Consider the following 24,683-nt stretch of genomic DNA (forward strand, 5'->3'; position numbering starts at 1 on the left):
CTCATCAAACTCTTCAGGCGCATATCACTGCGGGTTGGCACGGATGCTGGAAAGCAACGATTTCAGGTTGGCCGCCTTGGGCTTGACCAGCCAGAAACGACGCAGGTAATCATCCAGGTTCTCGGCGAGGTTACGCCCCCATTCGCTGCCGGTTTCCTCGACGTACTCGTCCAGCACATGCTGCAAGTGGTTGCGGTAGGATTCCATGGCTTCGCCGCTGATCCGCTGGATCTCGACCAACTCGTGGTTGACCTTGTCGACGAAGGTGTTGTCCTGATCGAGCACGTAGGCGAAACCGCCGGTCATGCCCGAACCGAAGTTGTAACCGGTCTTGCCCAGTACCGCGACAAAACCACCGGTCATGTACTCGCAGCAGTGATCGCCAGTGCCTTCAACCACGGTGTGGGCACCGGAGTTACGCACGGCGAAACGCTCACCGGCGGTACCGGCGGCGAACAGCTTGCCGCCAGTGGCGCCGTACAGGCAGGTGTTGCCGATGATGGCGCTGTCCTGGCTCTTGTAGACGCTTCCGGCAGGCGGAACGATGACCAGCTTGCCACCGGTCATGCCTTTGCCCACGTAGTCGTTGGCGTCGCCTTCCAGATACATGTGCAGGCCACCAGCGTTCCACACGCCGAAGCTCTGGCCCGCAGTACCCTTGAAGCGGAAGGTGATCGGTGCTTTCGCCATGCCCTGGTTGCCGTGCTTGCGCGCGATTTCGCCGGAGACGCGCGCGCCGATGGAACGGTCGCAGTTGCAGATATCCAGGGCGAATTCGCCACCGCTGGCATCGTTGATCGAGGAACCGGCCATCTCGACCATCTTCTCGGCCAACAGGCCTTTGTCGAACGGTGGGTTGCGGTCCACCTGGCAGAATTGTGGCTTGTCTGCCGGGATGTGGTCGCTGCCCAACAGAGGCGTCAGGTCCAGATGTTGCTGCTTGGCGGTTTGGCCTTCGAGGATTTCCAGCAGATCGGTGCGCCCGATCAGCTCTTCCAACGAACGCACACCCAACTTGGCCAACCACTCACGGGTCTCTTCGGCGACGTAGGTGAAGAAATTCACCACCATGTCGACGGTGCCGATGTAGTGATCCTTGCGCAGCTTCTCGTTCTGAGTCGCCACGCCGGTGGCGCAGTTGTTCAGGTGACAGATGCGCAGGTATTTGCAGCCCAGGGCAATCATCGGCGCAGTGCCGAAGCCGAAGCTCTCGGCGCCGAGGATCGCAGCCTTGATCACATCGAGGCCGGTTTTCAGGCCGCCGTCGGTCTGTACCCGCACTTTGCCGCGCAGGTCGTTGCCGCGCAGGGTCTGGTGGGTTTCGGCCAGGCCGAGTTCCCACGGCGCACCCGCGTACTTGATCGAAGTCAGCGGCGAAGCGCCGGTGCCGCCGTCGTAGCCGGAGATGGTGATCAGGTCAGCATAGGCCTTGGCCACACCGGCGGCGATGGTGCCCACGCCGGCTTCCGCCACTAGTTTCACCGAGACCAGCGCCTGCGGGTTGACTTGCTTGAGGTCGAAAATCAGCTGCGACAAGTCTTCGATCGAATAAATGTCGTGGTGCGGCGGTGGCGAAATCAGGGTCACGCCCGGCACTGCATAACGCAGCTTGGCGATCAGGCCGTTGACCTTGCCGCCTGGCAATTGTCCACCCTCACCCGGCTTGGCGCCCTGGGCCACCTTGATCTGCAGCACTTCGGCATTGACCAGATATTCCGGGGTCACACCGAAACGGCCGGTGGCCACCTGCTTGATTTTCGAGCTCTTGAGCGTGCCGTAGCGCGCCGGGTCTTCACCGCCTTCGCCGGAGTTGGAACGCGCGCCCAGGCGGTTCATGGCTTCGGCCAGAGCTTCGTGAGCCTCGGGCGACAAGGCGCCCAGGGAAATACCGGCGGAGTCGAAGCGCTTGAGGATGGATTCCAGCGGCTCGATTTCGCTGATGGCCAATGGCGTGTCCAGGGTTTTCACCTTGAACAGGTCACGGATCATCGACACCGGGCGGTTATCTACCAGCGCGGTATAGAGCTTGAACTTGGCGTAGTCGCCCTGCTGCACGGCGGCTTGCAGAGTGCTGACCACGTCCGGGTTGTACGCATGGTATTCGCCACCGTGCACGAACTTGAGCAGGCCGCCTTGCTGGATCGGCTTGCGCGCGCTCCAGGCTTCGGCCGCCAGGGCTTTCTGTTCGGCTTCGATATCGACGAAACGCGCGCCCTTGATGCGGCTCGGCACGCCACGAAAGCTCAGCTCGCAGACTTCTTCGGACAGGCCGATGGCTTCGAACAATTGCGCGCCGCGATACGAGGTGACGGTGGAGATGCCCATCTTCGACAGGATCTTCAGCAAGCCCTTGGTGATGCCCTTGCGGTAGTTCTTGAACACCTCGTAGAGGTCGCCCAGCACTTCACCGGTGCGGATCAGGTCACCCAGCACTTCGTACGCGAGGAACGGATAGACCGCCGACGCGCCGAAACCGATCAACACCGCGAAGTGGTGCGGGTCGCGGGCCGTGGCGGTTTCCACGAGGATGTTGGAGTCGCAGCGCAGGCCTTTCTCGGTCAGGCGATGGTGCACCGCGCCGGTGGCCAGCGAGGCGTGGATCGGCAACTTGCCTGGCGCAATGTGGCGGTCGGTCAGCACGATCTGGGTACGACCGGCGCGCACGGCTTCTTCGGCCTGGTCGGCGACATTGCGCACAGCGGCTTCAAGGCCCAGGCTCTCGTCGTAGTTCAGGTCGATGATCTGGCGTTCGAAGCCCGGCCGCTCCAGGGTCATCAGCGAGCGCCACTTGGCCGGGGAAACGACCGGCGAGCTGAGGATCACGCGGGAGGCATGCTCAGGCGATTCCTGGAAGATATTGCGCTCGGCACCGAGGCACACTTCCAGCGACATCACGATGGCTTCGCGCAGCGGGTCGATCGGTGGGTTGGTCACCTGGGCGAATTGCTGGCGGAAATAGTCGTACGGCGTACGCACGCGCTGGGACAGCACGGCCATCGGCGTGTCGTCGCCCATGGAGCCGACGGCCTCGTAGCCTTGCTCGCCAAGCGGGCGCAGCACCTGGTCGCGCTCTTCGAACGTGACCTGGTACATCTTCATGTACTGCTTGAGCTGGTCGACGTCGTAGAAAGCCGAACCGTGGTCATTGTCTTCCATGGTCGCCTGGATGCGCAGGGCGTTCTTGCGCAGCCATTGCTTGTACGGGTGACGGGACTTCAAACGGTTGTCGATGGCGTCAGTGTCGAGGATCTGCCCGGTTTCGGTGTCCACGGCGAGAATCTGGCCAGGGCCCACGCGGCCTTTGGCAATGACGTCTTCCGGCTTGTAGTCCCACACACCGATTTCCGACGCCAGGGTGATGAAACCGTTGGTGGTGGTAACCCAGCGCGCCGGGCGCAGCCCGTTACGGTCGAGCAGGCAGACGGCGTAGCGACCGTCGGTCATGACCACGCCGGCCGGGCCGTCCCACGGTTCCATGTGCATCGAGTTGTATTCGTAGAACGCCCGCAGGTCCGGGTCCATGGTCTCGACGTTCTGCCACGCAGGCGGAATGATCATGCGCACGCCACGGAACAGGTCGATGCCGCCAGTGACCATCAGTTCGAGCATGTTGTCCATGCTCGAGGAGTCGGAGCCGACGCGGTTGACCAGCGGGCCGAGCTCTTCGAGGTCCATCAGGTCGTTGGCGAACTTGGTGCGACGGGCCACGGCCCAGTTGCGGTTGCCGGTGATGGTGTTGATCTCGCCGTTATGGGCGAGGAAGCGGAACGGCTGGGCCAGCGGCCATTTCGGCAGGGTGTTGGTGGAGAAGCGCTGGTGGAACACGCAGATGGCGGTTTGCAGGCGCTCATCGCTCAGGTCCGGATAGAAGGCGGTGAGGTCCGCCGGCATCATCAGGCCTTTGTAAATGATGGTCTTGTGGGAAAAGCTGCAGATGTAGTGGTCGGTGTCGGCGGCGTTGAGCACCGACGAACGACGACGCGAGGTGAACAGCTTGATCGCCATGTCCTGGTCGCTCAGGCCGTCGCCGGCGATGAACACTTGTTCGATCTGCGGCAAGCGCTCGTTGGCCAGGCGGCCGAGCACGCTGGTGTCGATCGGCACTTTGCGCCAGCCGATCAGTTGCAGGCCGGCAGCGGTGATTTCGCGGTTCATGTTCTCGCGAGCGGCTTGGGCTTTGACCGGGTCCTGGTTGAAGAACACCATGCCCACCGCGTACTGCTTGGGCAGGTCAACCGCAAAATGCTCTTTGGCGACGGCGCGCAGGAACTGGTCGGGCTTTTGAATCAGCAAGCCGCAACCGTCACCGGTCTTGCCGTCGGCGTTGATCCCACCGCGGTGGGTCATGCAGGTCAGGGCCTCGATGGCCGTTTGCAAAAGGGTATGACTGGGCTCGCCCTGCATGTGGGCTATCAGGCCGAAACCACAGTTATCCTTGAATTCATCGGGTTGGTACAGACCTGCTTTCATAGACACTTTCTCACCAGGCTGCCTCTTTTCTCGAGGCAAATTTCTTTTCAATTCAACCGGTTACCTTCCACGCCGAACGTACGCCGGCTTAGCGGGGGCAAAAGGGAGGTCATTGTACACACCGACACAGACGCTCACAAATTTAGCGACGAAATGTCGCAAATCTATGTCGCATTTATGAAAGGTTTAAAGCGATATGCTGTGCTAGTCAAAACTTTTTTAATTCTGACCGCTACGACTCAAAAGCTACCGTGACGCAGACACCACAAAGCGCGCGGCCTTCAGGGCTGCACGCTGTTGTAGTTTTTTGAGGTGCTGGGAGGGCGGCCTGGGTAAGGCCGCCGGATCTTCAGCGAGTTGTCGCGAGTTCTTGTTGAACGCTGGCGACAGTGCGAGGCCAAGGTTTACCAGCCTGAACCTTCGCTGGCAAGGCTTTGATGGCAGAATCGGCTGCGGCGCGGCTTGGGAAGCTGCCGTAGGTGATCACGTAGAGAGGCTTGCCGTTGAGCACTTTCTTGAAGTAACGGTACTGGCCGCCCTGCTCTTTGACGAATGCTTGAGCGTTGGCCTCGGAGCTGGTGCCGAGGATCTGCACCACAAAGTTGCCGGTAGGCTGGCTGCTGTACCAACTGCTGCCGGCCGCGCCGGCCTTGGCGACGGTGGCGGCAGGTTTTTCAGCAGGCTTGGCCGCTGGTACTGGCGCTGGAGCGGGCTTGGCAACCGGCGCAGGCTTGGCGGTGGCAACCGTCGGCGCGGGGGTCGGCTTGGCAACTGGAGCAACCGGTGCAGCCGGGGCGGCTGGCGTGCCGGCAGGGACGCCAGCAGGTGGCGCGGTGGTGGTCACGGTTGGCGGTGTGGCGCTGGAGCCTTCCACCGGCACGCCGTCGTCGCCTTCGGAGATGCCACCGGCTTCTTCGGCCAGCGGGCCGCGCATGACAGGTTGGCCGACCATCGGCAGGTTGGTCGGCTGGCCGGAATTGGCGAATTCGACATTTGGCGTGGGCTTGCCCAGTGGCAACTGCGCCTGTTCGGTTGGCGCGCCGGCGGTGGTCGGCGCCTTGCTGCGGCCTGGAATCAACCAGGCGGCGGCTACAGCGACCACGACAACGGCGGAAATAGCCAATACGTGCTTCTTAGGCATAGTAAACCCCATCTTTGGACGCTTGACCGCGGAGCGGCTGGCAATCATGGCTTCGATCATTGCATCGCGGGCAACCTGATTGATGTTGCCAGGCCAGCCATCGGAGCTTTCGTGAATATCAGAGATCTGCGCAGCGGAGAAAAGTTCGATACCGGCCCCCGCACCTTCAAGGCGCTGAGCCAGGTATTCGCGGGTTTCTTCTTCTTCGTACGGCTGCAACTCGATGACGTGGAACAGCTCCTGATCGCCGCTGATCTGTTCCAGATCGGCGATCAGCGACGACTCGCCGAACAGAAACACATGGGGACGCCCTTCCGGCGTACCCGCCGCCAGTGCCAGCAACGCTTCCAGGGCGGACTCGTCGAGTTGCTCGGCGTCATCCACCAGCAGATAGACTTCCTGGCCGGTCAGGCCCAGTTGCACCACCTGCTTGAGGATCGCGTTCGGCTCAGCGTTGGCGACGTCCAGCGCCTGCGCCACCTGGCGCAGCACGCCGGCCGCATCACCGGCGCCACGGGCCGAGACCACGACACTCTGCACCGATTGCTTGTTGGTGCTGGCGACCAGCGCCTGGCGCAGCAAGGTCTTGCCGCTGCCGAGCGGCCCGGTGACCACCAGCAGCAACTGGCTGTAGCGCGCGAGATGGTGCAATTGCCCCAGTACCGGCTTGCGCTGGGCAGGGAAGAATTTGAAACCAGGCACCCGTGGAGCGAAAGGGTCATGGCTCAGGTGATAATGGCCGAGGAACGCCTCGTCGGCATGCAAACTAGTCATCGGGATCTTATTAACCTTTAAGCTGGGCCAGGGCGCGGTAATCCGCTCCCAGCGTGGCCTGTAAAATCTCTTTCGGATAATCGTCGGTCACCACCGCTTCGCCCATGTGGCGCAACAGCACCAGCCGCAGCCGACCGTCGATCACTTTCTTGTCTATTGCCATGTGCTCCAGGAAATCCGCCTCGGTCATTTCAGACGGCGGAATCACCGGCAAACCGGCGCGCTGGAACAGACGGATACCGCGATCACGCTCCTGGGCGCTGATCCAGCCCAGGCGCTGCGACATGTCCAATGCCATCACGGTGCCAGCCGCCACGGCTTCCCCATGCAGCCACACACCATAGCCCATGTGGGTTTCGATCGCATGGCCGAAGGTATGGCCCAGGTTCAGGGTAGCCCGTACCCCGGACTCCCGTTCGTCGGCATTCACCACCAGTGCCTTGGCCGCGCAGGAGCGGGAAATGGCTTCGGTGAGCGCCACCTGGTCGAGGGCGCGCAGGGCGTCCATGTGTTCTTCCAGCCAGGTCAGGAAGGGCTCGTCGCAGATCAGCCCGTACTTGATGACTTCCGCCAGACCCGCCGACAGCTCGCGCGGTGGCAGGGTGTTGAGGGTCGCGGTGTCGATCAGCACGGCCTGGGGCTGATAGAACGCGCCGACCATGTTCTTGCCCAGCGGATGGTTGATGCCGGTCTTGCCGCCCACCGACGAATCGACCTGGGACAGCAGTGTGGTCGGCACCTGGATGAAATCCACCCCACGCTGGTAGCAGGCGGCCGCAAAGCCGGCCATGTCGCCGATCACTCCGCCGCCCAGGGCGACCACGGTGGTGCGGCGGTCATGCCGTGCGCGCAGCAGGCCATCGAAGATCAGCTGCAGGGTTTCCCAGTTCTTGTGGGCTTCGCCGTCGGGCAGGATCACGGAGATCACCGAGTACGCCGACAGGCTGCGGCTCAGACGCTCAAGATACAGCGGCGCCACCGTTTCGTTGGAAATGATCGCCACTTGCCGACCGGCAATATGCGGCGCGAGCAGCTCGGGCAGGTCCAGCAGACCTTCGCCAATATGGATCGGGTAGCTGCGCTCGCCTAGATCGACCTTAAGTGTCTGCATGTGTCCCCGCGTTGAAGATATTTTGACGACCGATAACGCCTTGATCAGACGCTACCTGATGGCTCTACGCCACACCCCGCAAGGTCATGGCGCGCCGCCGAGAATAGCGCATTTGCGGCCAGGCTTTAACGGGGTGCCAGCCGTTGCAGGCGCTCAAGAATATCGAGTACCACCATTCGGGGCGGCCGTTCATCGGTTTCCACCACCAGATCGGCGATCTCCCGATACAGCGGATCGCGCAGCGAAAGCAGGTCCCGCAGGGTTTTCTCCGGGTTGGCCGTGCGCAGCAATGGGCGATTGCGATCACGGGCGGTGCGACCCACTTGCTGTTCGACCGAGGCATGCAGATACACCACCCGACCGCCGGCATGCAGGGCGCGGCGATTCTCATCACGCATCACCGCGCCTCCGCCGGTGGCCAATACCACGCCATCGCAGCCGCACAGCTCGGCGATCATTGCCTGCTCGCGGTCGCGAAAGCCCAGTTCGCCTTCCTTATCGAAGATCCATGGGATATTGGCGCCCGTGCGCAATTCAATTTCCTTATCGGAATCTTTGAACGGCAGGCGCAGCTCTTTGGCCAGCAAACGGCCGATGGTGCTTTTTCCAGCCCCCATCGGCCCTACAAGAATCAAATTTCGCACAGAATCAACGACTCGCAGCAATCGCCTGGTTATTCATGATACGCGGAGTCAGGAATACCAGCAGCTCGGATTTTTTCTCCGCCCGCACATCGCGCCGGAAAAGGCGGCCAAGATACGGCACATCGCCCAAAAATGGCACTTTATCTACCACTTTGCTCTGGGTATTGGAAAAAACCCCGCCGATGACAATGGTCTCGCCATCCTTGACCAGGACCTTGGCATTGACCTCGTTTTTCTTGATCGGCGGCACGTCGTTGAGCTTGTTCAGGTAGTCGGGCTCATCCTTGGTGACTTTCACCACCATGATCACATGATCGTCGGGGGTGATCTGCGGCGTGACCTCCAGCGACAGCGAAGCTTCCTTGAACGACACCGAAGTGGCGCCCTGGGACGTGGATTCCTGATAGGGAATCTCGGTGCCCTTGAGAATGCGCGCGGTTTCCTTGTCCGAGGTGACCACCTTGGGCTGCGAGACGATTTCGCCGTTGCCGGACTTCTCCATGGCGGTCAGCTCAAGGTCCAGCAGCAGGTTGTCGGTGATAAAGGCCAGCCCCAGGCCGGAGGTGCCGGTCAGCGAACCCAGGTCGACAAAGGGTGCACTGGGTGGGTTCAGGGGTGGCTGCGCGCCATCCGCCACGGACCTGGAAATACCGCCGGCGCCCCAATTGCCGCGATTGAGCCGCCCGCCCCAGCGCACCCCCAGGCTTTTGTCGTAATCGACATTGGCCTCGACAATGCGCGCCTCGATCATCACCTGGCGCACCGGGATGTCCAACTGCGCCACGATCCGCCGCAGTTCGTCCAGCCGCTCCGTGGTCTGGTAGGCGATGATATTGTTGGTGCGATCGTCCACCGCCACCGAGCCGCGCTCGTCGGTCGCGCCTTCCAGGCCGGTCACGGACTGGAACAGCTTGGCCAGGTCCGCCGCCTTGGCATAATTGACCTGCAGCAACTCCCGGCGTAACGGCGCCAGCTCAGCCATCTGCTTGCGCGCCTCCAGCGTCAGCAGTTCGCGTGCGGCCAACTCATCGGCGGGGGCCACCAGCAAAACGCCGGCCTTCACCCGCTTATCCAACCCCTTGGCCTGCAATACCAGGTCCAGCGCCTGGTCCCAAGGCACATCCTTGAGCCGCAGGGTGATCGACCCCTGTACGTCGTCACCGGCCACCATGTTCAGGCCGGCGACATCGGCAATTTGCTGCAATGCCGCGCGCAAATCGATGTTCTGGAAATTGAGGTTCATTCTGTCGCCCGTGTAGCCGGCCGACGATGCGCTTTCGGGCGGCGGCAGATGGATTAGGTCGACGCGATTGGGTACAGCAGCAGCCATCGGCGCCGTGAACGCTATCCATAGCGCCACACCGAAGGACGAGAAAATCCTTTTCATTTGTTTGATTCCGTTATGAGTTGACGTTCAACACCAGGATTCGCGGGCGTTCCAGCCACAGGCCCTGTTCATCGGGAAAACGCTCGACCAGTTCCACATACCTGTCTTGAATGGACGTGACCTGACCATGATCCGGCCCGAGGTAGTCGCCGACCGCCAGCCGATGCACCGTTGATCCGGCGCGCAACAGCGCGAAGCTGCGCCCACCGCCCGACAGCGTACCGACCATGTCGAACTGGTCGATTGCGATACCCTCCAGCAGCCCGCGTGGTCGCGTGAGGTCCGGAGCAAGGGCGGGCCGCCCAGGCCTGTGCTGCGGTTGCAAGGCAGTGAGTTGAAACGGGTCGCGCAAAGAGGCCGAGTTATAGACAAAGCGCGGGGCCGGGATGACCGCCTGCGACACCCCGGCCTCCTGGGACGCACGTCGATAGGTCTTGGCAAGCAGGTCAAGACGCAACAACGTCCCCTCGGGCCGCAACGCCAGGTCATGCACCGTGACGATGCGCTGCAACCCACCCAGGGCACTGACGAACGCCGCCAGGTCGTGATAGGGCCCTGTCACGTCAATCTTCAAGGGCTGTTCGACATGGAACGGCTGCGGGGCCTCATCCAACACTGCAATGCCTTCGACCCATACGCCCTTGGCGACCGCCAGCCGCGCGATGTCTTCAAGCAAGGCCGGCACTGCGGCGTCACCGGGCAACTGCCCTTGAAGATCCGCGACGGCGTCTTCCATCACCCTGACGCGCTCGGTGTACGCCTCAAGGTCTGCGGCCACGCCGGCTTTCTCTTCAATCTGCTCGCGCAGCGCCTGCTCCCGCGCCTCTAAACCGTGCAATCGCTCCCGTGAAGCCCCCAGGTACGACACCTCCCCTACCAACAGCACCAGGCCGCCCAGCGCGCAGCCAAGCAGGACCCTTGCAGGCCAGGGCCATTTTGCAGCGTTGTAGGAGAGTGCGGAAAAGTCGAGCCCGGACAGGCTCATGGTTGCGCCTCGATGGTTTCCCCCTGGCGCACCATCAACTGAAACTGATGAGTGCCATGCTCACCCTCTGCCTGAACACGCTCGAGTCGCGCGGAATGGCCGCCTTGCGACGCCTCCAGCCGACGCATCAACTGGGCGATATCCTGGTTGCTGTCCGCACTGCCGCGGATGCTGAGCGTATCGCCGTTCGCGACCACCTCATGCAAATGAACGCCATCGGGCATCGTGCGCGCCAACTGATCGAACAGCCGAGCACCGGAAGAGCGAGCCTCGTGCAGGTCCTGCATCACCTTCATGCGCTGCGCCAATTGCTGGCTGCGCTCCTGCAGGTCGTCGATGGTCTTGATCCGCGAGTCATGCACGGCGACATCCCCGTCCAGGCGGACATTGCGGGTTACCTGGCGGTCTATCGCCTGGTCGATCACCTGGTCGGCCAACCATACCGCCGCGAGCGCGAGGCACGCAAAGGCCAGCAAAAGTACCAGGAAATACTTGCGGCGCCGTTCCGCCAGCATCTGGCGCCAGGGCAAAAGATTGATTCGTGTCATCCAGCGAAACTCCTCAGGGCCAACCCGCAAGCCACTCCCATCCCGTGGGCATCGACGGCCCATTGTGCGCCATCGACTCGATGACCCGGCGTGAAGCTGGCAAAATCCTGACGGCAAGCGCGCTCCAATGCAAATGCTTCGACATCCACCACCTGTGTGACCAGCCCGGCCAGGCCCAAGACGGCTTCGCGCGCCTCGACCTGCTCGCGCGGGCAAGCGGCCAGCAACACCTCGACCCGCCGCGCTCCCTGGGATGATGGACCGCGTACCTGAAAATCGAGGGCGACTTCATCCATAGGATAAGGAATGTACTGGTCGGCCTCCATGTGTATCAGCCAGGTCATTTCTTCGTCGCTGAGGCCCGCGTCCATTTCAATCAATCGGGTAATGACCGAAGGGCCCGACACCGCCACTGCGGCATGCGTGGCGCAACTGCGCAGTTGCGACACCGCCTGATGCAGCGCCCGCCCTATCCCTTCAAGGTCAAGCAGCGTGCCGTCGACCACCGCATTCGCCGGCAATCCCTGCATGCCATACCCCTGAATACTGAAACCCTGCGCCGAACGGCCCAGCTCGATCAGCTTGATACCCTGGTCGTTGATGTCAACGCCGAGGACGACGTCGCGTTTTCGCCTGAAAAATCCCTTTCCCATAAAACTCCCTGAAACTTTGCCTGTCTTACCGCCTGATTGCCGCCGGGGAGCGCGCATTCGGTCGGCTTGTTTGAGCCGTGCGAATGACGCCCGAAGGCGAAAAATGCTTTAATGCCCAGCGTTTTTTCCCGCTTTTATCTGCTGCCCGGGTCGATCCATCGTTTGCCATGCATGCCCCGACGCGTAACTCTTTCTTTTCTCTGGAAATCCAAAAGCCTTGATTCGTCTGCTGAAGTTTTTCGGGTACTCCATTGTCGCGATCGTCTGCGGGCTGCTGCTCGTACTCAGCGGGGCCTATCTCTACCTTAGTCCGGGTTTGCCGTCGGTAGAGGCCCTCAGAAGTATCCAGTTGCAGATTCCTTTGCGGGTCTACAGCAGCGATGAAAAACTGATCGCGGAGTTCGGCGAAATGCGCCGCACACCGATCCGTTTCGCCGACATTCCGCCCAATTTCATCAACGCATTGCTGTCGGCTGAAGACGATAATTTCGCCAATCACTACGGCGTCGACCCCGGCAGCCTGGTGCGCGCAGCCTCGCAGCTGGTAAAAAGCGGACACATTCAATCCGGCGGCAGCACCATCACCATGCAGGTGGCGAAGAACTTCTTCCTCACCAGCGAGCGCAGTTTTTCGCGCAAAGCCACCGAGATCCTGCTGGCGCTGCAGATCGAACGCCAGCTGACCAAGGACGAAATCCTCGAGCTGTACGTCAACAAGATTTATCTGGGCAACCGCGCCTATGGCATCGAGGCGGCGTCCCAGGTGTACTACGGCAAGTCGATTCGCGATGCCAGCCTGGCGCAGATGGCGATGATTGCCGGCTTGCCCAAGGCGCCGTCGCGCTTCAACCCGCTGGCCAACCCGGCGCGCAGCAAGGAACGTCGCGACTGGATTCTGGGGCGCATGTACAAGCTCGGCAAGATCGACCAGACCGCCTACGAGAGCGCCGTGGCCGAACCGTTGAACGCCAGCTATCACGTGCCGACGCCGGAAGTGAATGCGCCCTATATCGCCGAAATGGCCCGCGCTGAAATGGTTGGCCGGTATGGCAGCGAGGCCTACACCGAAGGTTTCCGCGTGACCACTACCGTTCCAAGCAACTTGCAGGAAATTGCCAATCATTCGCTGCACGACGGCCTGATCACCTATGACCAGCGCCACGGTTATCGCGGCCCTGAGTCGCGCCTGCCGGGCAAGACCCTGAGCGCCTGGACCACCGAGCTGGGCAAACAACGCTCGATCAGTGGCCTGGAGCCGGCCATCGTCACCCAGGTCAAGAAAGATGGCGTGCAAGTACTGACCCGCACCGGCGAAGCGCACGTGGCGTGGGACAGCATGAAATGGGCACGTCCGTTCCTGAATACCAACAGCATGGGCCCGATGCCCAAGCAACCGTCCGATGTGGCACAGGTGGGCGATCTGATCCGTGTGCAACGCCAGGCGGATGACAGTCTGAAATTCAGCCAGGTACCGGTCGCCCAGGGCGCCCTGGTGTCCCTCGACCCGCAAAATGGTGCGATCCGCGCCCTGGTCGGCGGCTTCGCCTTCGAGCAGAGCAACTACAACCGCGCCACCCAGGCCAAGCGTCAGCCGGGCTCGAGCTTCAAGCCGTTCGTCTACAGCGCCGCACTGGATAACGGCTATACCGCCGCCAGCCTGGTCAACGATGCACCGATCGTGTTCGTCGATGAGTACCTGGACAAGGTCTGGCGTCCGAAGAACGACACCAACACCTTCCTTGGCCCGATCCGCATTCGCGAGGCGCTGTACAAGTCGCGCAACCTGGTATCGATCCGCCTGCTGCAGGCGATGGGCGTGGGCAAGACCATCGACTACATGACCCGCTTCGGCTTCGCCAAGTCTGACCTGCCGCCGAATCTGTCCCTGGCCCTGGGTACCGCGACCCTCACGCCGATGGAAATTGCCACCGGCTGGAGCACCTTTGCCAACGGCGGCTACAAGATCTCCCCATACCTGATCGACAAGATTGAAAGCCGCAACGGCGACACACTGTTCACCGCCAACCCGCCACGGGTACCTGGCGATGTGGTCAATGGCGTGGCGGCAACCGATGGTCTCGCCGCGCCGAGTAACGGCGGCATCACCATCGAGCCGACGCCAGGCGCAACGCCTGCCGCAAACGCTCCAGCTCCGGGCGAGCCACAGGCACCGGCGGTGGCCGAGCGCATCGTGGATGGGCGCACCACCTATATCCTCAACAGCATCCTGCAGGACGTGATCAAGAAGGGCACCGGCCGGCGTGCATTGGCCCTGGGCCGTGCGGACATCGCGGGCAAGACCGGTACCACCAACGAATCCAAGGATGCCTGGTTCTCCGGTTACAACGGCGACTACGTGACCACCGTATGGACCGGCTACGACCAGCCGGAAAGCCTGGGTCGTCGAGAGTTCGGCGGTACCGTGGCGCTGCCGATATGGATGAGCTACATGGGCGCAGCCTTGAAGGACAAGCCGCTGCACACCCAGCCGGAACCGGAAGGCATCCTGAGTCTGCGCATCGACCCGGTCAGTGGCCGCGCGGCCTCGCCAAGCACGCCGAACGCGTACTTCGAGCTGTTCAAGAGCGAAGACACGCCGCCATCGGTCAACGAGCTGGGCAACGGAGCTATACCGGGCAGCCCGCTGCCGGCGGACGAAGGCGCGCCGATCGATCTCTTCTAACCCAATCGATGCGCTGACATAGAACCCATGTGGGAGGGGGCTTGCCCCCGATTGCAGGCTGTCAGCCAATGAATCCGGTGACTGATACACCGCTATCGGGGGCAAGCCCCCTCCCACATTTAGATGCCCACAAGGCTCAATTAAACCGCCAGGCACCACGCTTTTGAGCGGGTAGCTCTTCGGAAGATGAAGACGCGCCGATCAATCTCTTCTGACCCAATCAGTGGACTGACATAGAACCCATGTGGGAGGGGCTTGCTCCCGATTGCGAACTGTCAGCCAATGAATCCGGTGACTGACACACCGCTATCGGGGGCAAGCCCCCTCCCACATTTGGGCCTGCGCCAACCTCGAGATAATTGCCATCCAACAAAAAGCCCCGACTCGCAAGAGCCGGGGCTTTTTTGTGGGTGCGCTACGCAGGCTTAGCCGTTGAACACATCATCCACGCTTTGCAGCGGGTAGTTCTTCGGATATGGCAGGGTCGCCACGCCCGTCTCGATGGCGGCTTTGGCCACGGCATCGGAGATCAGGGTGATCAGGCGCTTGTCCATTGGCTTGGGAATGATGTACTCACGACCGAACTCCAGCTTGGCGCCACCGTAGGCGTCGCACACGTCCTGAGGCACCGGCAGCTTGGCCAGTTCACGCAGGGCGTTGGCGGCCGCGACTTTCATCTCTTCGTTGATGCGCTTGGCGCGAACGTCCAGGGCGCCACGGAAGATGAACGGGAAACCCAGCACGTTGTTGACCTGGTTCGGGTAGTCCGAACGGCCGGTGGCCATGATCACGTCGTTGCGGGTGGCGTGCGCCAGCTCAGGCGAGATTTCCGGGTCCGGGTTGGAGCAGGCGAACACGATCGGGTTCGGCGCCATCGACTTCAGGCCTTCGGCGCTCAGCAGGTTCGGACCGGAAAGACCGACGAACACGTCGGCGCCGTCGAGGGCGTCAGCCAGGGTGCGCTTGGAGGACGGGTGGGCGAACATCGCCTTGTACTGGTTCAGGTCGGTACGCTCGGACTGGATCACGCCCTTGCTGTCGACCATGTAGATGTTTTCCAGCTTGGCGCCCATGCTGATGATCAGCTTCATGCAAGAAATAGCTGCGGCACCGGCGCCCAGGCAGACGATCTTCGCCTCGCCCAGGGTTTTGCCGGCGATTTCCAGGGCGTTGATCATGCCGGCCGCGGTAACGATTGCGGTGCCGTGCTGGTCATCGTGGAATACCGGGATGTCGCACTGTTCGATCAGGGCCTTTTCGATCTCGAAGCACTCAGGTGCCTTGATGTCTTCCAGGTTGATGCCACCGAAGGTGATGGAAATGCGTTTGACGGTGTCGATGAAAGCCTGCGGGCTCTCGGAGTCGACTTCGATGTCGAAAACGTCGATGCCAGCAAAGCGCTTGAACAGCACGCCCTTGCCTTCCATGACCGGCTTGGACGCCAATGGACCGAGGTTACCCAGGCCCAGGATCGCGGTGCCATCAGAAATCACTGCAACCAGGTTGCCCTTGCCGGTGTACTTGTACGCCAGCTCGGGGTCGCGGGCGATTTCACGTACGGGCTCGGCAACGCCAGGGCTGTAGGCCAGCGACAGGTCACGGGCGGTGGCAGTGGCTTTGGTGAGCTCTACACTCAGCTTTCCTGGACGAGGATTGGCATGATATTCGAGAGCGGCAGTTTTCAAATCAGACATATCGGCATTCCGCTTTTACTGTTGGTCGACGGACCGCCGAGGATACGCGTGTCGTAAAGCCCCTACAAGACTGGTCAGTCACAGGTGTCAAGGCCCTGCGGCGGCGTACTTTAGTCTAAAGCCACGGGATACAAGGGCTGGACTGTTCACAATCGCATTAAAAAATGTCTACAATTTTTTATTATTGCATTGATCGAAGCATGCTTGGATCGGTGAGCGGCAACAGCCAGCGTGCCTGAGGTTTCTTCAGCCCGCCGCGCCTGGCGCGGTCCTGCACCCAGCCACGCGCCTCGATTGTCTTGCCCAGCAGACCATTGAGCATGGCGGCATCGAATAGACGCACCCGATCGGGCGCAATGCGTAATACCAGTGAGCCCTGCAACTCGATCCAGACCCCACCGCGATTGCGTTCGATCTTGCTGACTCGTCCGCTGACCAGGGCGAACCCGGACCGCTTGAGTTGCGCCACGCCGTGTACCGGCGATTGCCGCCAAAGCCCCAACCGCGCGTTACGCGCACTGTTTTCGGCAGCCTGCTGACAGGTGACCAGCTCGACATTGGGCGCGACGCCCACCTGAAACCCCAGGCCATCAGCCAGCAATTGCGCCTCAAGGTTGTTGCCGTCGGCGCCATACAGGTGGGCCAGGGTTCTGCCGTAGAGATCTTTACCTTCCCGTCCCGGCACCAGCCCGAGGCGCCCGTCACTGGCAGTGACCAAGGCCTGCAAACGCTGGCGCGCGGCAACCGCGAACGGCTCGTCGGGGCGACCCTTCCTACCGGCCTCCGGCGCGTTGATACCGATCATCCGCACGCTGCGGCCGTCCTTGAGGCGCACGGTGTCGCCATCCACCACGCGCTGCACGTGCACAGGCGTCACCGACGCTGGCGCGGGGCAGAACAGCTGGGCCTGGGCGCTGGAAAGCCAAATCGCAGGCACAAAAAAGGCGCCCGCAAGGGACGCCTTTTTCAACAGCTGGCAAAAGCCCATAAGGCTTTTGAGCCTTACTCTGCTGGAGTAGCAGCAGGCTTCTTGCCGAAAGCACCAAAGCGATCTGCGAAGCGCTGTACACGGCCGCCGGTGTCCAGAGTTTTCTGCTTACCGGTGTAGAACGGGTGGCACTCGTTGCATACGTCAGTACCCAGTGGCTTGCACAGGTTCGAACGGGTTTCGAACTTGTTACCGCAGCTGCAGGTGACTTCGATGGTTTCGTACGCTGGATGGATATCGGCTTTCATGGCACTTCCTCGGGCTAGCGTGCCGCCACTCGACACTATTGTCGAATACCGCACGTAATTAGGCCGCGAATTCTAACAGACCTTTTCAATCACGCAAGCCGCACGTCCGACTGGAAACCGCCTTTCATCAGAAAACCATGGCATACCCAAGCCCTCCCCTGTCTGCTAGGCTCGCGCCCCTGCGCCACCACCTGCCTAAATGAGACCCCCGCGTGCCCGACGCCATTTTGCGCCTAGCCCTGCCCTCGCCCCTGCGCCGTCTGTTCGATTACCGGGCGCCGGCCGGTGTGCCGCGTGCGCAGCTGGAGCCAGGCATGCGCGTGCGCGTGCCGTTCGGGCGCAGGGAAATGATCGGCATCCTGGTGGAAGTCACCGACCACAGTGAAGTGCCCGCCGAAAAGCTCAAGCCGGCCATCGCCATCCTCGATGCCACCGCGCCGCTGCCGCCTGCGCTGTTCAAGCTGTGCCTGTGGACCGCGCAGTATTACCAGCACAGCCTGGGCGACACCTTGAGCTGGGCACTGCCGGTGCTGCTGCGTCAGGGCGAGCTGGCCGAAGCGCGCCAGGAGCGCTTCTGGTCGATGGCGCCCGGCGCGCGCCTGGACGACCCGCGCATCGCCCGCGCCCCGCGCCAGCGTGAAGCCCTGGCCACCCTGGCGCAGCATCCCCATGGCGTGGCCCATCAGCTGTTGAGCAAGCTGATGCTGAGCAAGGACAGCCTCGACCTGCTGCTCGCCAAAGGCCTGGTGCAGGTGGAAATCCGCAAGCACGCCCCCGATCCGCGCCATGAACACTGGCTGGCCCAGCCGGAGCTGCCGCTGAACCCCGAACAACGCGCCGCCTATGAAGCGATCCGCGCCGGGTTCGACAGCTTTCACGCGTTCCTGCTGGCCGGCGTCACCGGCAGCGGCAAGACCGAAGTCTATTTGCAGTTGATCCGCGAAACCTTGCAGGCCGGCAAACAGGCGCTGGTGCTGATCCCCGAGATCAACCTAGGCCCGCAGACCCTGGCGCGTTTCGAACAGCGTTTCAATGCCCGCATCGCCCTGGTGCACTCGGCGGTCAACGACCGTGAGCGCCTGGAGTCGTGGCTGGCGGCGCGGGACGGCGAAGCCGACATTATTATCGGCACGCGCTCGGCGCTATTCACCCCGATGAAAAATCCGGGGCTGATCATCATCGACGAAGAGCACGACGGCTCGTACAAACAGCAGGAAGGCTTGCGTTACCATGCCCGCGACCTGGCCCTGGTGCGCGCGCGCCAGGAAGACATCCCGATTGTGCTGGGTTCGGCCACGCCGTCCCTGGAAAGCCTGCATAACGCCTACACCGGCCGTTATGGCCTGCTACGCCTGAATGAGCGCGCAGGTGGCGCCAAGCAACCACGCTTCCTGCGCCTGGATGTAAAAAGCCGACCGCTGGACAGCGGTATTTCCGGCCCGATGCAGCAAGCCATCGGCCAGACCCTCGCCGCCGGCCAGCAAGTCCTGGTGTTCCTCAACCGTCGCGGTTTTGCGCCGACGCTGTTGTGTCATGACTGTGGCTGGATGTCCGAATGCGAGCGCTGCGATGCGCGCATGACCGTGCATCAGCGCTATGGCGAACTGCGCTGCCATCACTGCGGCCATGTAGAGCCTGTACCGCGCCACTGCCCGCAGTGCGGCAAGGTCGACCTGCGCCCGGTCGGCGCGGGGACCGAGCGCGCCGAAGAGCGCCTGGGCATTCTGTTTCCTGATTATCCGGTGCTGCGGGTGGACCGCGACAGCACGTCGCGCAAAGACGCGATGAACCAATTGTTCGCCACCATCCAGAAAGGCCAGCCGTGCATTCTGGTCGGCACGCAGATGCTTGCCAAAGGGCATCACTTCCCACGGGTGACGCTGGTGTCGATCCTGGACGCCGACGGCGGCTTATTCTCCGGCGACTTCCGCGCCAGCGAGCGCATGGCGCAGCTGATCGTGCAAGTCGCCGGCCGCGCAGGGCGCGCTGAAGAGCCGGGCCGAGTGATTATCCAGACGCACCTGGCCGACCACCCGCTGCTGATTCAACTGACCGAACAAGGTTACTTTGCCTTCGCCGAACAGGCGTTGAGCGAGCGCCGCGCCGCCGGGCTGCCGCCGTTTGCGCACCTGGCGCTGCTGCGCGCCGAGGCGCATAAACCGGGCCAGGCCGAAGGCTTTCTGGACGAAGCGTGCAGCGCCGCTGAACGTTTGCTGGTAGAGCTGGGTCTGAGCGGCATCGAACTGCTCGGCCCGGTGCCCGCGCCCATGGAACGCCGCGCCGGGCGGTATCGGGCCCAACTACTGTTGCAGGCAACGTCCCGCGCACCGCTGCATCGGCTATTAAGCAGCTGGTTGCTTGCCCTGGAGCAAATGCCTGGCGGCCGGCAGGTGCGATGGTCACTGGATGTGGACCCGGTCGATTTGTATTAAGCCGTCCCCTGTAGGAGCGAGCTTGCTCGCGAAGAACTCAAGAACACCGCGTTAAATCAGGAAGCCCGAGTTATCGTTGACGATTTTCGCGAGCAAGCTCGCTCCTACAAAATGCTCCACAGGTCCGGAACGGTTGGCAAGCCCGCCCTCGCCACGGATAATGCCCAGTTTTTCCACCTGCGCATCGCGCGCCGCCGCTTGCGGTCGAAAGAGAACACCATGAAAGACACCATTCGCCAGCTGATCCAACAAGCCCTCACCCAACTCGTCAACGAAGGTGTGTTGCCTGAAGGCCTGTCGCCGGCGATCCAGGTGGAGAACACCCGCGACAAGACCCACGGCGACTTCGCCAGCAACATCGCGATGATGCTGTCCAAGCCGGCCGGCATGAAGCCCCGCGACCTGGCGGAAAAAATCATCGCCGCGCTGCCGGCCGCCGCCAGTGTCACCAAGGCCGAAATCGCCGGCCCGGGCTTTATCAACTTCTTCCAGAACACCCAGGCCCTGGCCGCGCGCCTGGATGCCGCCCTGGCCGATGCCCACATCGGCGCACGCAAGGCCGGCGACAGCCAGCGCGTGGTCATCGACCTGTCGGCACCCAACCTGGCCAAGGAGATGCACGTCGGCCACCTGCGCTCGACCATCATCGGCGACGGCGTGGCGCGGGTCCTGGAATTTCTCGGCGACACCGTCATTCGTCAGAACCACGTGGGCGACTGGGGCACCCAGTTCGGCATGCTGATGGCCTACCTGCAGGAAAACCCGATCACCAGCAACGAGCTGGCCGACCTGGAAAACTTCTACCGCGCCGCCAAGAAGCGCTTCGACGAATCCGAAGAATTCGCTGACCGTGCTCGCAGCCTGGTGGTCAAACTGCAGGCGGGCGATAAGGAATGCCTGGAGCTGTGGGGTCGTTTCCGCGATATCTCCCTGTCCCACTGCCAGGAAATCTACGAGCTGCTCAACGTCAAGCTGACCATGGCCGACGTGATGGGCGAAAGCGCCTATAACGACGACCTGATCAATGTGGTCAACGACCTCAAGGCTGCGGGCCTGCTGGTCGAGAGCAACGGTGCGCAATGCGTGTTCCTTGAAGAATTCAAGACCGCCGATGGCGAGCCGCTGCCGGTGATCATCGTCAAGGCCGATGGCGGCTATCTCTACGCCACCACCGACCTGGCCGCCGTGCGCTACCGCAGCGGCGTGCTCAAGGCCGATCGCGCGCTGTATTTCGTCGATCAGCGCCAGGCCCTGCACTTCCAGCAAGTGTTCGAAGTGGCGCGCCGCGCCGGCTTCGTCACCCATCCGATGCACATGGAGCACATGGGTTTTGGCACCATGAACGGCGCCGATGGCCGCCCGTTCAAGACCCGCGATGGCGGCACCGTGAAGCTGGTCGACCTGCTGACCGAAGCCCAGGAGCGCGCCTACAGCCTGGTCAAGGAAAAGAACCCGGAACTGGCCGAGGCCGACCTGCGCACTATCGCCCGCGTGGTCGGCATTGGCGCGGTGAAATACGCCGACCTGTCCAAGCACCGCACCAGCGACTACAGCTTCAACTTCGACCTGATGCTCAACTTCGAAGGCAACACCGCCCCGTACCTGCTGTACGCCTACACCCGTGTGGCCGGTGTATTCCGCAAACTGGGCAAGGACTTCAGCGAGGTCGAAGGCCAAATCGTGCTGGACGCCCCCCACGAACAGGAACTGGCCGCCAAGCTCGCGCAGTTCGGCGAAGTACTCAACAGCGTCGGCGAGAAAGGCACACCGCATATCCTCTGCACCTACCTGTACGAAGTGGCCGGCCTGTTTTCCAGCTTCTACGAGAACTGCCCGATCCTCAGCGCCGACGATGAAGCCCAGAAGCAGAGTCGCCTGCGCCTTGCCGCATTGGCTGGACGGACCCTAAAGCAAGGCCTGGAGCTGTTGGGCCTGGAAACTCTGGAGCGCATGTAAGTTGGCCGCCAAGAAAAAACCTGCACCCAAGCGCGGCGCCAGCCGCTACCAGGCCCCGGCCAAGCAGCCGATCCCGGGTTGGTTGTGGATGGCGATCGGCCTCACGGTCGGCGCATTCGTTGTCTTTTTGATGAAGCTGGAGCCCGGCCAGGGCGATGACGTCAAGCGCGTCAAACAGGAGCAGCAGAAAGCCACGAAAATCGCCGAGGCCAACAAGACCGCGCCGAGCCCGACGGCGCCGGTGAAACCGAAGTACGACTTCTACACGCTGCTGCCGGAATCGGAAGTGATCGTGCCGCCCGACGCCGTGCCGGAGAAAACCCTGCCGACGCCGCAAGTGCCGACCACCCCGGTCACGCCAGCGGAAGCGGCGAAGATCGACACCGCGCGCGCCCAGGCGGCATTGGCGGGCATTACCCCGCCGCCGGCACCTCCAGTGGCAGAGACCAAGGCGGCGCCGGTGACCAAGTTCTTCCTGCAGGCGGGCTCGTTCCCCAAACAGGCGGACGCGGACCGGGTACGCGCGCAGATCATTCTGCTGGGCCAGTCGGTGACGGTAGAGTCCGGTACCGTGAAGGAAGCAACTTGGTATCGCGTGCTGGTGGGTCCGTTCAGCAACCGTGAACAGCTGACGGTGGCGCAGAAACAATTGGCTGGCGCAGGGTTTAGCAACCTGCTGTTACAACAACGCCAGAGCCGCTGACCTCGAAGAGATAGCAGGACTAATGTGGGAGGGGGCTTGCCCCCGATGGCGGTGTATCAGTCAACATATTCATTGGCTGACAGCCCGCAATCGGGGGCAAGCCCCCTCCCACATTTGATTTTCATCGGTCTGAAGATCATGCCTGGCCTATAACTGCCACTCGTCCGCCCTGCCGTCCTACGGTTGAAATCCCCCCCGCCACCCCCATATGAGTTCCATCAGGGCATTTTCGCCCCGCTGCGTGGAGACTCTCCCCTTGACCACCATCGTTTCAGTACGTCGCCACGGCAAAGTCGTCATGGGCGGCGACGGCCAGGTTTCCCTGGGTAATACCGTGATGAAAGGCAACGCCAAGAAAGTGCGTCGCCTGTACCACGGCCAGGTGCTCGCCGGTTTCGCCGGCGCTACCGCCGATGCCTTCACCCTGTTCGAGCGTTTCGAAGGCCAGCTCGAAAAGCACCAGGGCCATCTGGTGCGTGCCGCCGTCGAACTCGCCAAGGAATGGCGCACAGACCGCTCGCTCAGCCGCCTCGAAGCCATGCTGGCGGTCGCCAACAAAGACGCGTCCCTGATCATCACCGGCAACGGCGATGTGGTTGAACCTGAACATGGCCTGATCGCCATGGGTTCCGGTGGCGGCTATGCGCAAGCCGCGGCCAGCGCGCTGCTGAAGAAAACCGACCTGTCGGCGCGTGAAATCGTCGAGACCGCCCTGGGTATCGCCGGCGATATCTGCGTGTTCACCAACCACAACCAGACCATTGAGGAGCAGGACCTCGCCGAGTAAGCCGCTGGCTTATTTGCGCTTGAGGCCGCCAAACACTATGTCCATGACTCCCCGCGAAATCGTCCATGAACTCAATCGCCATATCATCGGCCAGGACGATGCCAAGCGCGCCGTTGCCATTGCGCTGCGTAACCGCTGGCGCCGGATGCAACTGCCCGAAGAACTGCGCGTTGAAGTAACGCCCAAGAACATACTGATGATCGGCCCGACCGGCGTCGGTAAAACCGAAATCGCCCGTCGCCTGGCCAAGCTGGCCAATGCCCCGTTCATCAAGGTTGAAGCCACCAAGTTCACCGAAGTCGGCTATGTGGGTCGCGACGTGGAGTCGATCATCCGTGACCTGGCCGACGCTGCGCTGAAAATGCTGCGCGAGCAGGAAGTGACCAAGGTCAGCCACCGTGCCGAAGATGCCGCCGAAGAACGCATCCTCGACGCACTGCTGCCACCGGCCCGCATGGGCTTCAACGAAGACGCCGCACCGTCGTCGGATTCCAACACCCGTCAGCTGTTCCGCAAGCGCCTGCGTGAAGGCCAGCTTGACGACAAGGAAATCGAGATCGAAGTGGCCGAAGTGTCGGGCGTCGATATTTCCGCGCCGCCGGGCATGGAAGAAATGACCAGCCAACTGCAGAACCTGTTCGCCAACATGGGCAAGGGCAAGAAGAAAAGCCGCAAGCTCAAGGTGAAGGAAGCACTGAAACTGGTGCGCGACGAAGAAGCCGGACGCCTGGTCAATGAGGAAGAGCTCAAGGCCAAGGCCCTGGAAGCGGTCGAGCAGCACGGCATCGTGTTTATCGATGAGATCGACAAGGTGGCCAAGCGCGGCAACTCCGGCGGCGTCGATGTGTCCCGTGAGGGTGTGCAGCGCGACCTGCTGCCGCTGATCGAAGGCTGCACCGTGAACACCAAGCTGGGTATGGTCAAGACCGACCATATCCTGTTTATTGCCTCCGGTGCTTTCCACCTGAGCAAGCCAAGCGACCTGGTACCGGAGCTGCAAGGCCGCCTGCCGATCCGCGTGGAACTCAAGGCGCTGACCCCGGGCGACTTCGAGCGCATTCTCAGCGAGCCGCATGCCTCGCTTACCGAGCAGTACCGTGAACTGCTGAAAACCGAAGGCCTGGGCATCGAGTTCCAGCCGGACGGGATCAAGCGCCTGGCGGAGATTGCCTGGCAGGTCAACGAGAAGACCGAGAACATCGGTGCGCGTCGTCTGCATACCTTGCTGGAGCGCTTGCTGGAAGAAGTGTCCTTCAGTGCCGGCGACATGGCCGGTGCGCAGAATGGCGAAGCGATCAAGATCGACGCGGATTACGTCAACAGCCACCTGGGCGAATTGGCGCAGAACGAAGACTTGTCGCGCTATATTCTGTAGACCTCATACAGCGCTGCTTCGCTTCAATGTGGGAGGGGGCTTGCCCCCGATGGCGGTCTGTCAGACAGATATAGGCTGACTGACACACTGCTATCGGGGGCAAG

The 24,683-nt window shown here is 62.1% G+C and carries 17 protein-coding genes and 1 pseudogene; 6 read left to right on the top strand and 12 right to left on the bottom strand.

Going from position 1 to position 24,683, the window contains the following annotated elements:
• Positions 1 to 24: 24 nt before the first annotated feature.
• From gltB to pilM, 8 genes and pseudogenes are all read right to left on the bottom strand, one after another.
• The gene (gene gltB, locus TU82_RS16780; RefSeq protein ID WP_057724417.1) at positions 25 to 4,470 is read right to left on the bottom strand and encodes a glutamate synthase large subunit; all 4,446 of its coding nucleotides are present in this window, start codon (positions 4,468 to 4,470) and stop codon (positions 25 to 27) included.
• A gap of 349 nt (positions 4,471 to 4,819) precedes the next feature.
• On the bottom strand, positions 4,820 to 6,385 hold the full coding sequence (locus TU82_RS16785; RefSeq protein ID WP_057724418.1) for an SPOR domain-containing protein: 1,566 nt from the start codon (positions 6,383 to 6,385) through the stop codon (positions 4,820 to 4,822).
• Positions 6,386 to 6,395: 10 nt separating this feature from the next.
• Positions 6,396 to 7,496, bottom strand: coding sequence for a 3-dehydroquinate synthase (gene aroB, locus TU82_RS16790; RefSeq protein ID WP_057724419.1), 1,101 nt, complete (start codon positions 7,494 to 7,496; stop codon positions 6,396 to 6,398).
• Between the two features lie 125 nt (positions 7,497 to 7,621).
• Positions 7,622 to 8,140: a shikimate kinase AroK gene (gene aroK / locus TU82_RS16795; protein WP_057724420.1), complete on the bottom strand. Its 519-nt coding sequence runs from the start codon at positions 8,138 to 8,140 to the stop codon at positions 7,622 to 7,624.
• Positions 8,141 to 8,144: 4 nt separating this feature from the next.
• Positions 8,145 to 9,383, bottom strand: a pseudogene (locus TU82_RS16800) (type IV pilus secretin PilQ); the annotation flags it as partial.
• Between the two features lie 157 nt (positions 9,384 to 9,540).
• On the bottom strand, positions 9,541 to 10,512 hold the full coding sequence (locus tag TU82_RS16805) for a pilus assembly protein PilP (RefSeq protein WP_057724422.1): 972 nt from the start codon (positions 10,510 to 10,512) through the stop codon (positions 9,541 to 9,543).
• Complete coding sequence (locus TU82_RS16810; protein WP_057724423.1) at positions 10,509 to 11,060, bottom strand: PilN domain-containing protein; 552 nt, start codon at positions 11,058 to 11,060, stop codon at positions 10,509 to 10,511. The genes TU82_RS16805 and TU82_RS16810 overlap by 4 nt, the downstream gene beginning before the upstream one ends.
• Positions 11,057 to 11,713 carry a type IV pilus biogenesis protein PilM gene (gene pilM, locus TU82_RS16815; RefSeq protein WP_057724424.1) on the bottom strand — a complete coding sequence of 219 codons (657 nt, stop codon included), beginning with the start codon at positions 11,711 to 11,713 and terminating at the stop codon, positions 11,057 to 11,059. The genes TU82_RS16810 and pilM overlap by 4 nt, the downstream gene beginning before the upstream one ends.
• A 220-nt stretch (positions 11,714 to 11,933) precedes the next feature.
• Here pilM and TU82_RS16820 point away from each other — a divergent pair, with 220 nt between their 5' ends.
• Entirely contained in the window at positions 11,934 to 14,396 is a 2,463-nt protein-coding gene (locus tag TU82_RS16820; RefSeq protein WP_420893030.1) for a penicillin-binding protein 1A, read from the top strand.
• Positions 14,397 to 14,821: 425 nt separating this feature from the next.
• On the opposite strand, the gene TU82_RS16825 is transcribed toward TU82_RS16820, so the two are convergent.
• The 3 genes from TU82_RS16825 to rpmE form a co-directional block, all read right to left on the bottom strand.
• Positions 14,822 to 16,090 (bottom strand): malic enzyme-like NAD(P)-binding protein, encoded by a 1,269-nt coding sequence (locus TU82_RS16825; protein ID WP_057724426.1) that lies wholly within the window; start codon positions 16,088 to 16,090, stop codon positions 14,822 to 14,824.
• Between the two features lie 181 nt (positions 16,091 to 16,271).
• Positions 16,272 to 17,078 carry a thermonuclease family protein gene (locus TU82_RS16830; RefSeq protein ID WP_057724427.1) on the bottom strand — a complete coding sequence of 269 codons (807 nt, stop codon included), beginning with the start codon at positions 17,076 to 17,078 and terminating at the stop codon, positions 16,272 to 16,274.
• 14 nt (positions 17,079 to 17,092) lie between these two features.
• The gene (rpmE, locus tag TU82_RS16835; RefSeq protein WP_005784030.1) at positions 17,093 to 17,326 is read right to left on the bottom strand and encodes a 50S ribosomal protein L31; all 234 of its coding nucleotides are present in this window, start codon (positions 17,324 to 17,326) and stop codon (positions 17,093 to 17,095) included.
• 212 nt (positions 17,327 to 17,538) lie between these two features.
• Between rpmE and TU82_RS16840 the strand changes: the two genes are divergently transcribed.
• Positions 17,539 to 19,758, top strand: coding sequence for a primosomal protein N' (locus TU82_RS16840; RefSeq protein ID WP_057724428.1), 2,220 nt, complete (start codon positions 17,539 to 17,541; stop codon positions 19,756 to 19,758).
• A gap of 51 nt (positions 19,759 to 19,809) precedes the next feature.
• On the opposite strand, the gene TU82_RS28705 is transcribed toward TU82_RS16840, so the two are convergent.
• Positions 19,810 to 20,010, bottom strand: a complete 201-nt coding sequence (locus TU82_RS28705) for a hypothetical protein (RefSeq protein WP_124356682.1) — start codon at positions 20,008 to 20,010, stop codon at positions 19,810 to 19,812.
• Here TU82_RS28705 and argS point away from each other — a divergent pair.
• The 4 genes from argS to hslU all read left to right on the top strand — a co-directional run bounded on the left by argS (position 19,978) and on the right by hslU (position 24,579).
• Complete coding sequence (gene argS / locus TU82_RS16845; protein WP_057724429.1) at positions 19,978 to 21,714, top strand: arginine--tRNA ligase; 1,737 nt, start codon at positions 19,978 to 19,980, stop codon at positions 21,712 to 21,714. The two genes, TU82_RS28705 and argS, sit on opposite strands and share 33 nt — an antisense overlap.
• 1 nt (position 21,715) lies before the next feature.
• Entirely contained in the window at positions 21,716 to 22,417 is a 702-nt protein-coding gene (locus TU82_RS16850) for an SPOR domain-containing protein (RefSeq protein WP_057724430.1), read from the top strand.
• Positions 22,418 to 22,673: 256 nt separating this feature from the next.
• Positions 22,674 to 23,204 carry an ATP-dependent protease subunit HslV gene (hslV, locus tag TU82_RS16855; RefSeq protein ID WP_003171209.1) on the top strand — a complete coding sequence of 177 codons (531 nt, stop codon included), beginning with the start codon at positions 22,674 to 22,676 and terminating at the stop codon, positions 23,202 to 23,204.
• 37 nt (positions 23,205 to 23,241) lie between these two features.
• Entirely contained in the window at positions 23,242 to 24,579 is a 1,338-nt protein-coding gene (gene hslU / locus TU82_RS16860; RefSeq protein ID WP_057724431.1) for an ATP-dependent protease ATPase subunit HslU, read from the top strand.
• Positions 24,580 to 24,683: the final 104 nt, after the last annotated feature.

Source organism: Pseudomonas orientalis (assembly GCF_001439815.1).
Taxonomy (GTDB): Bacteria; Pseudomonadota; Gammaproteobacteria; order Pseudomonadales; family Pseudomonadaceae; genus Aquipseudomonas; species Aquipseudomonas orientalis.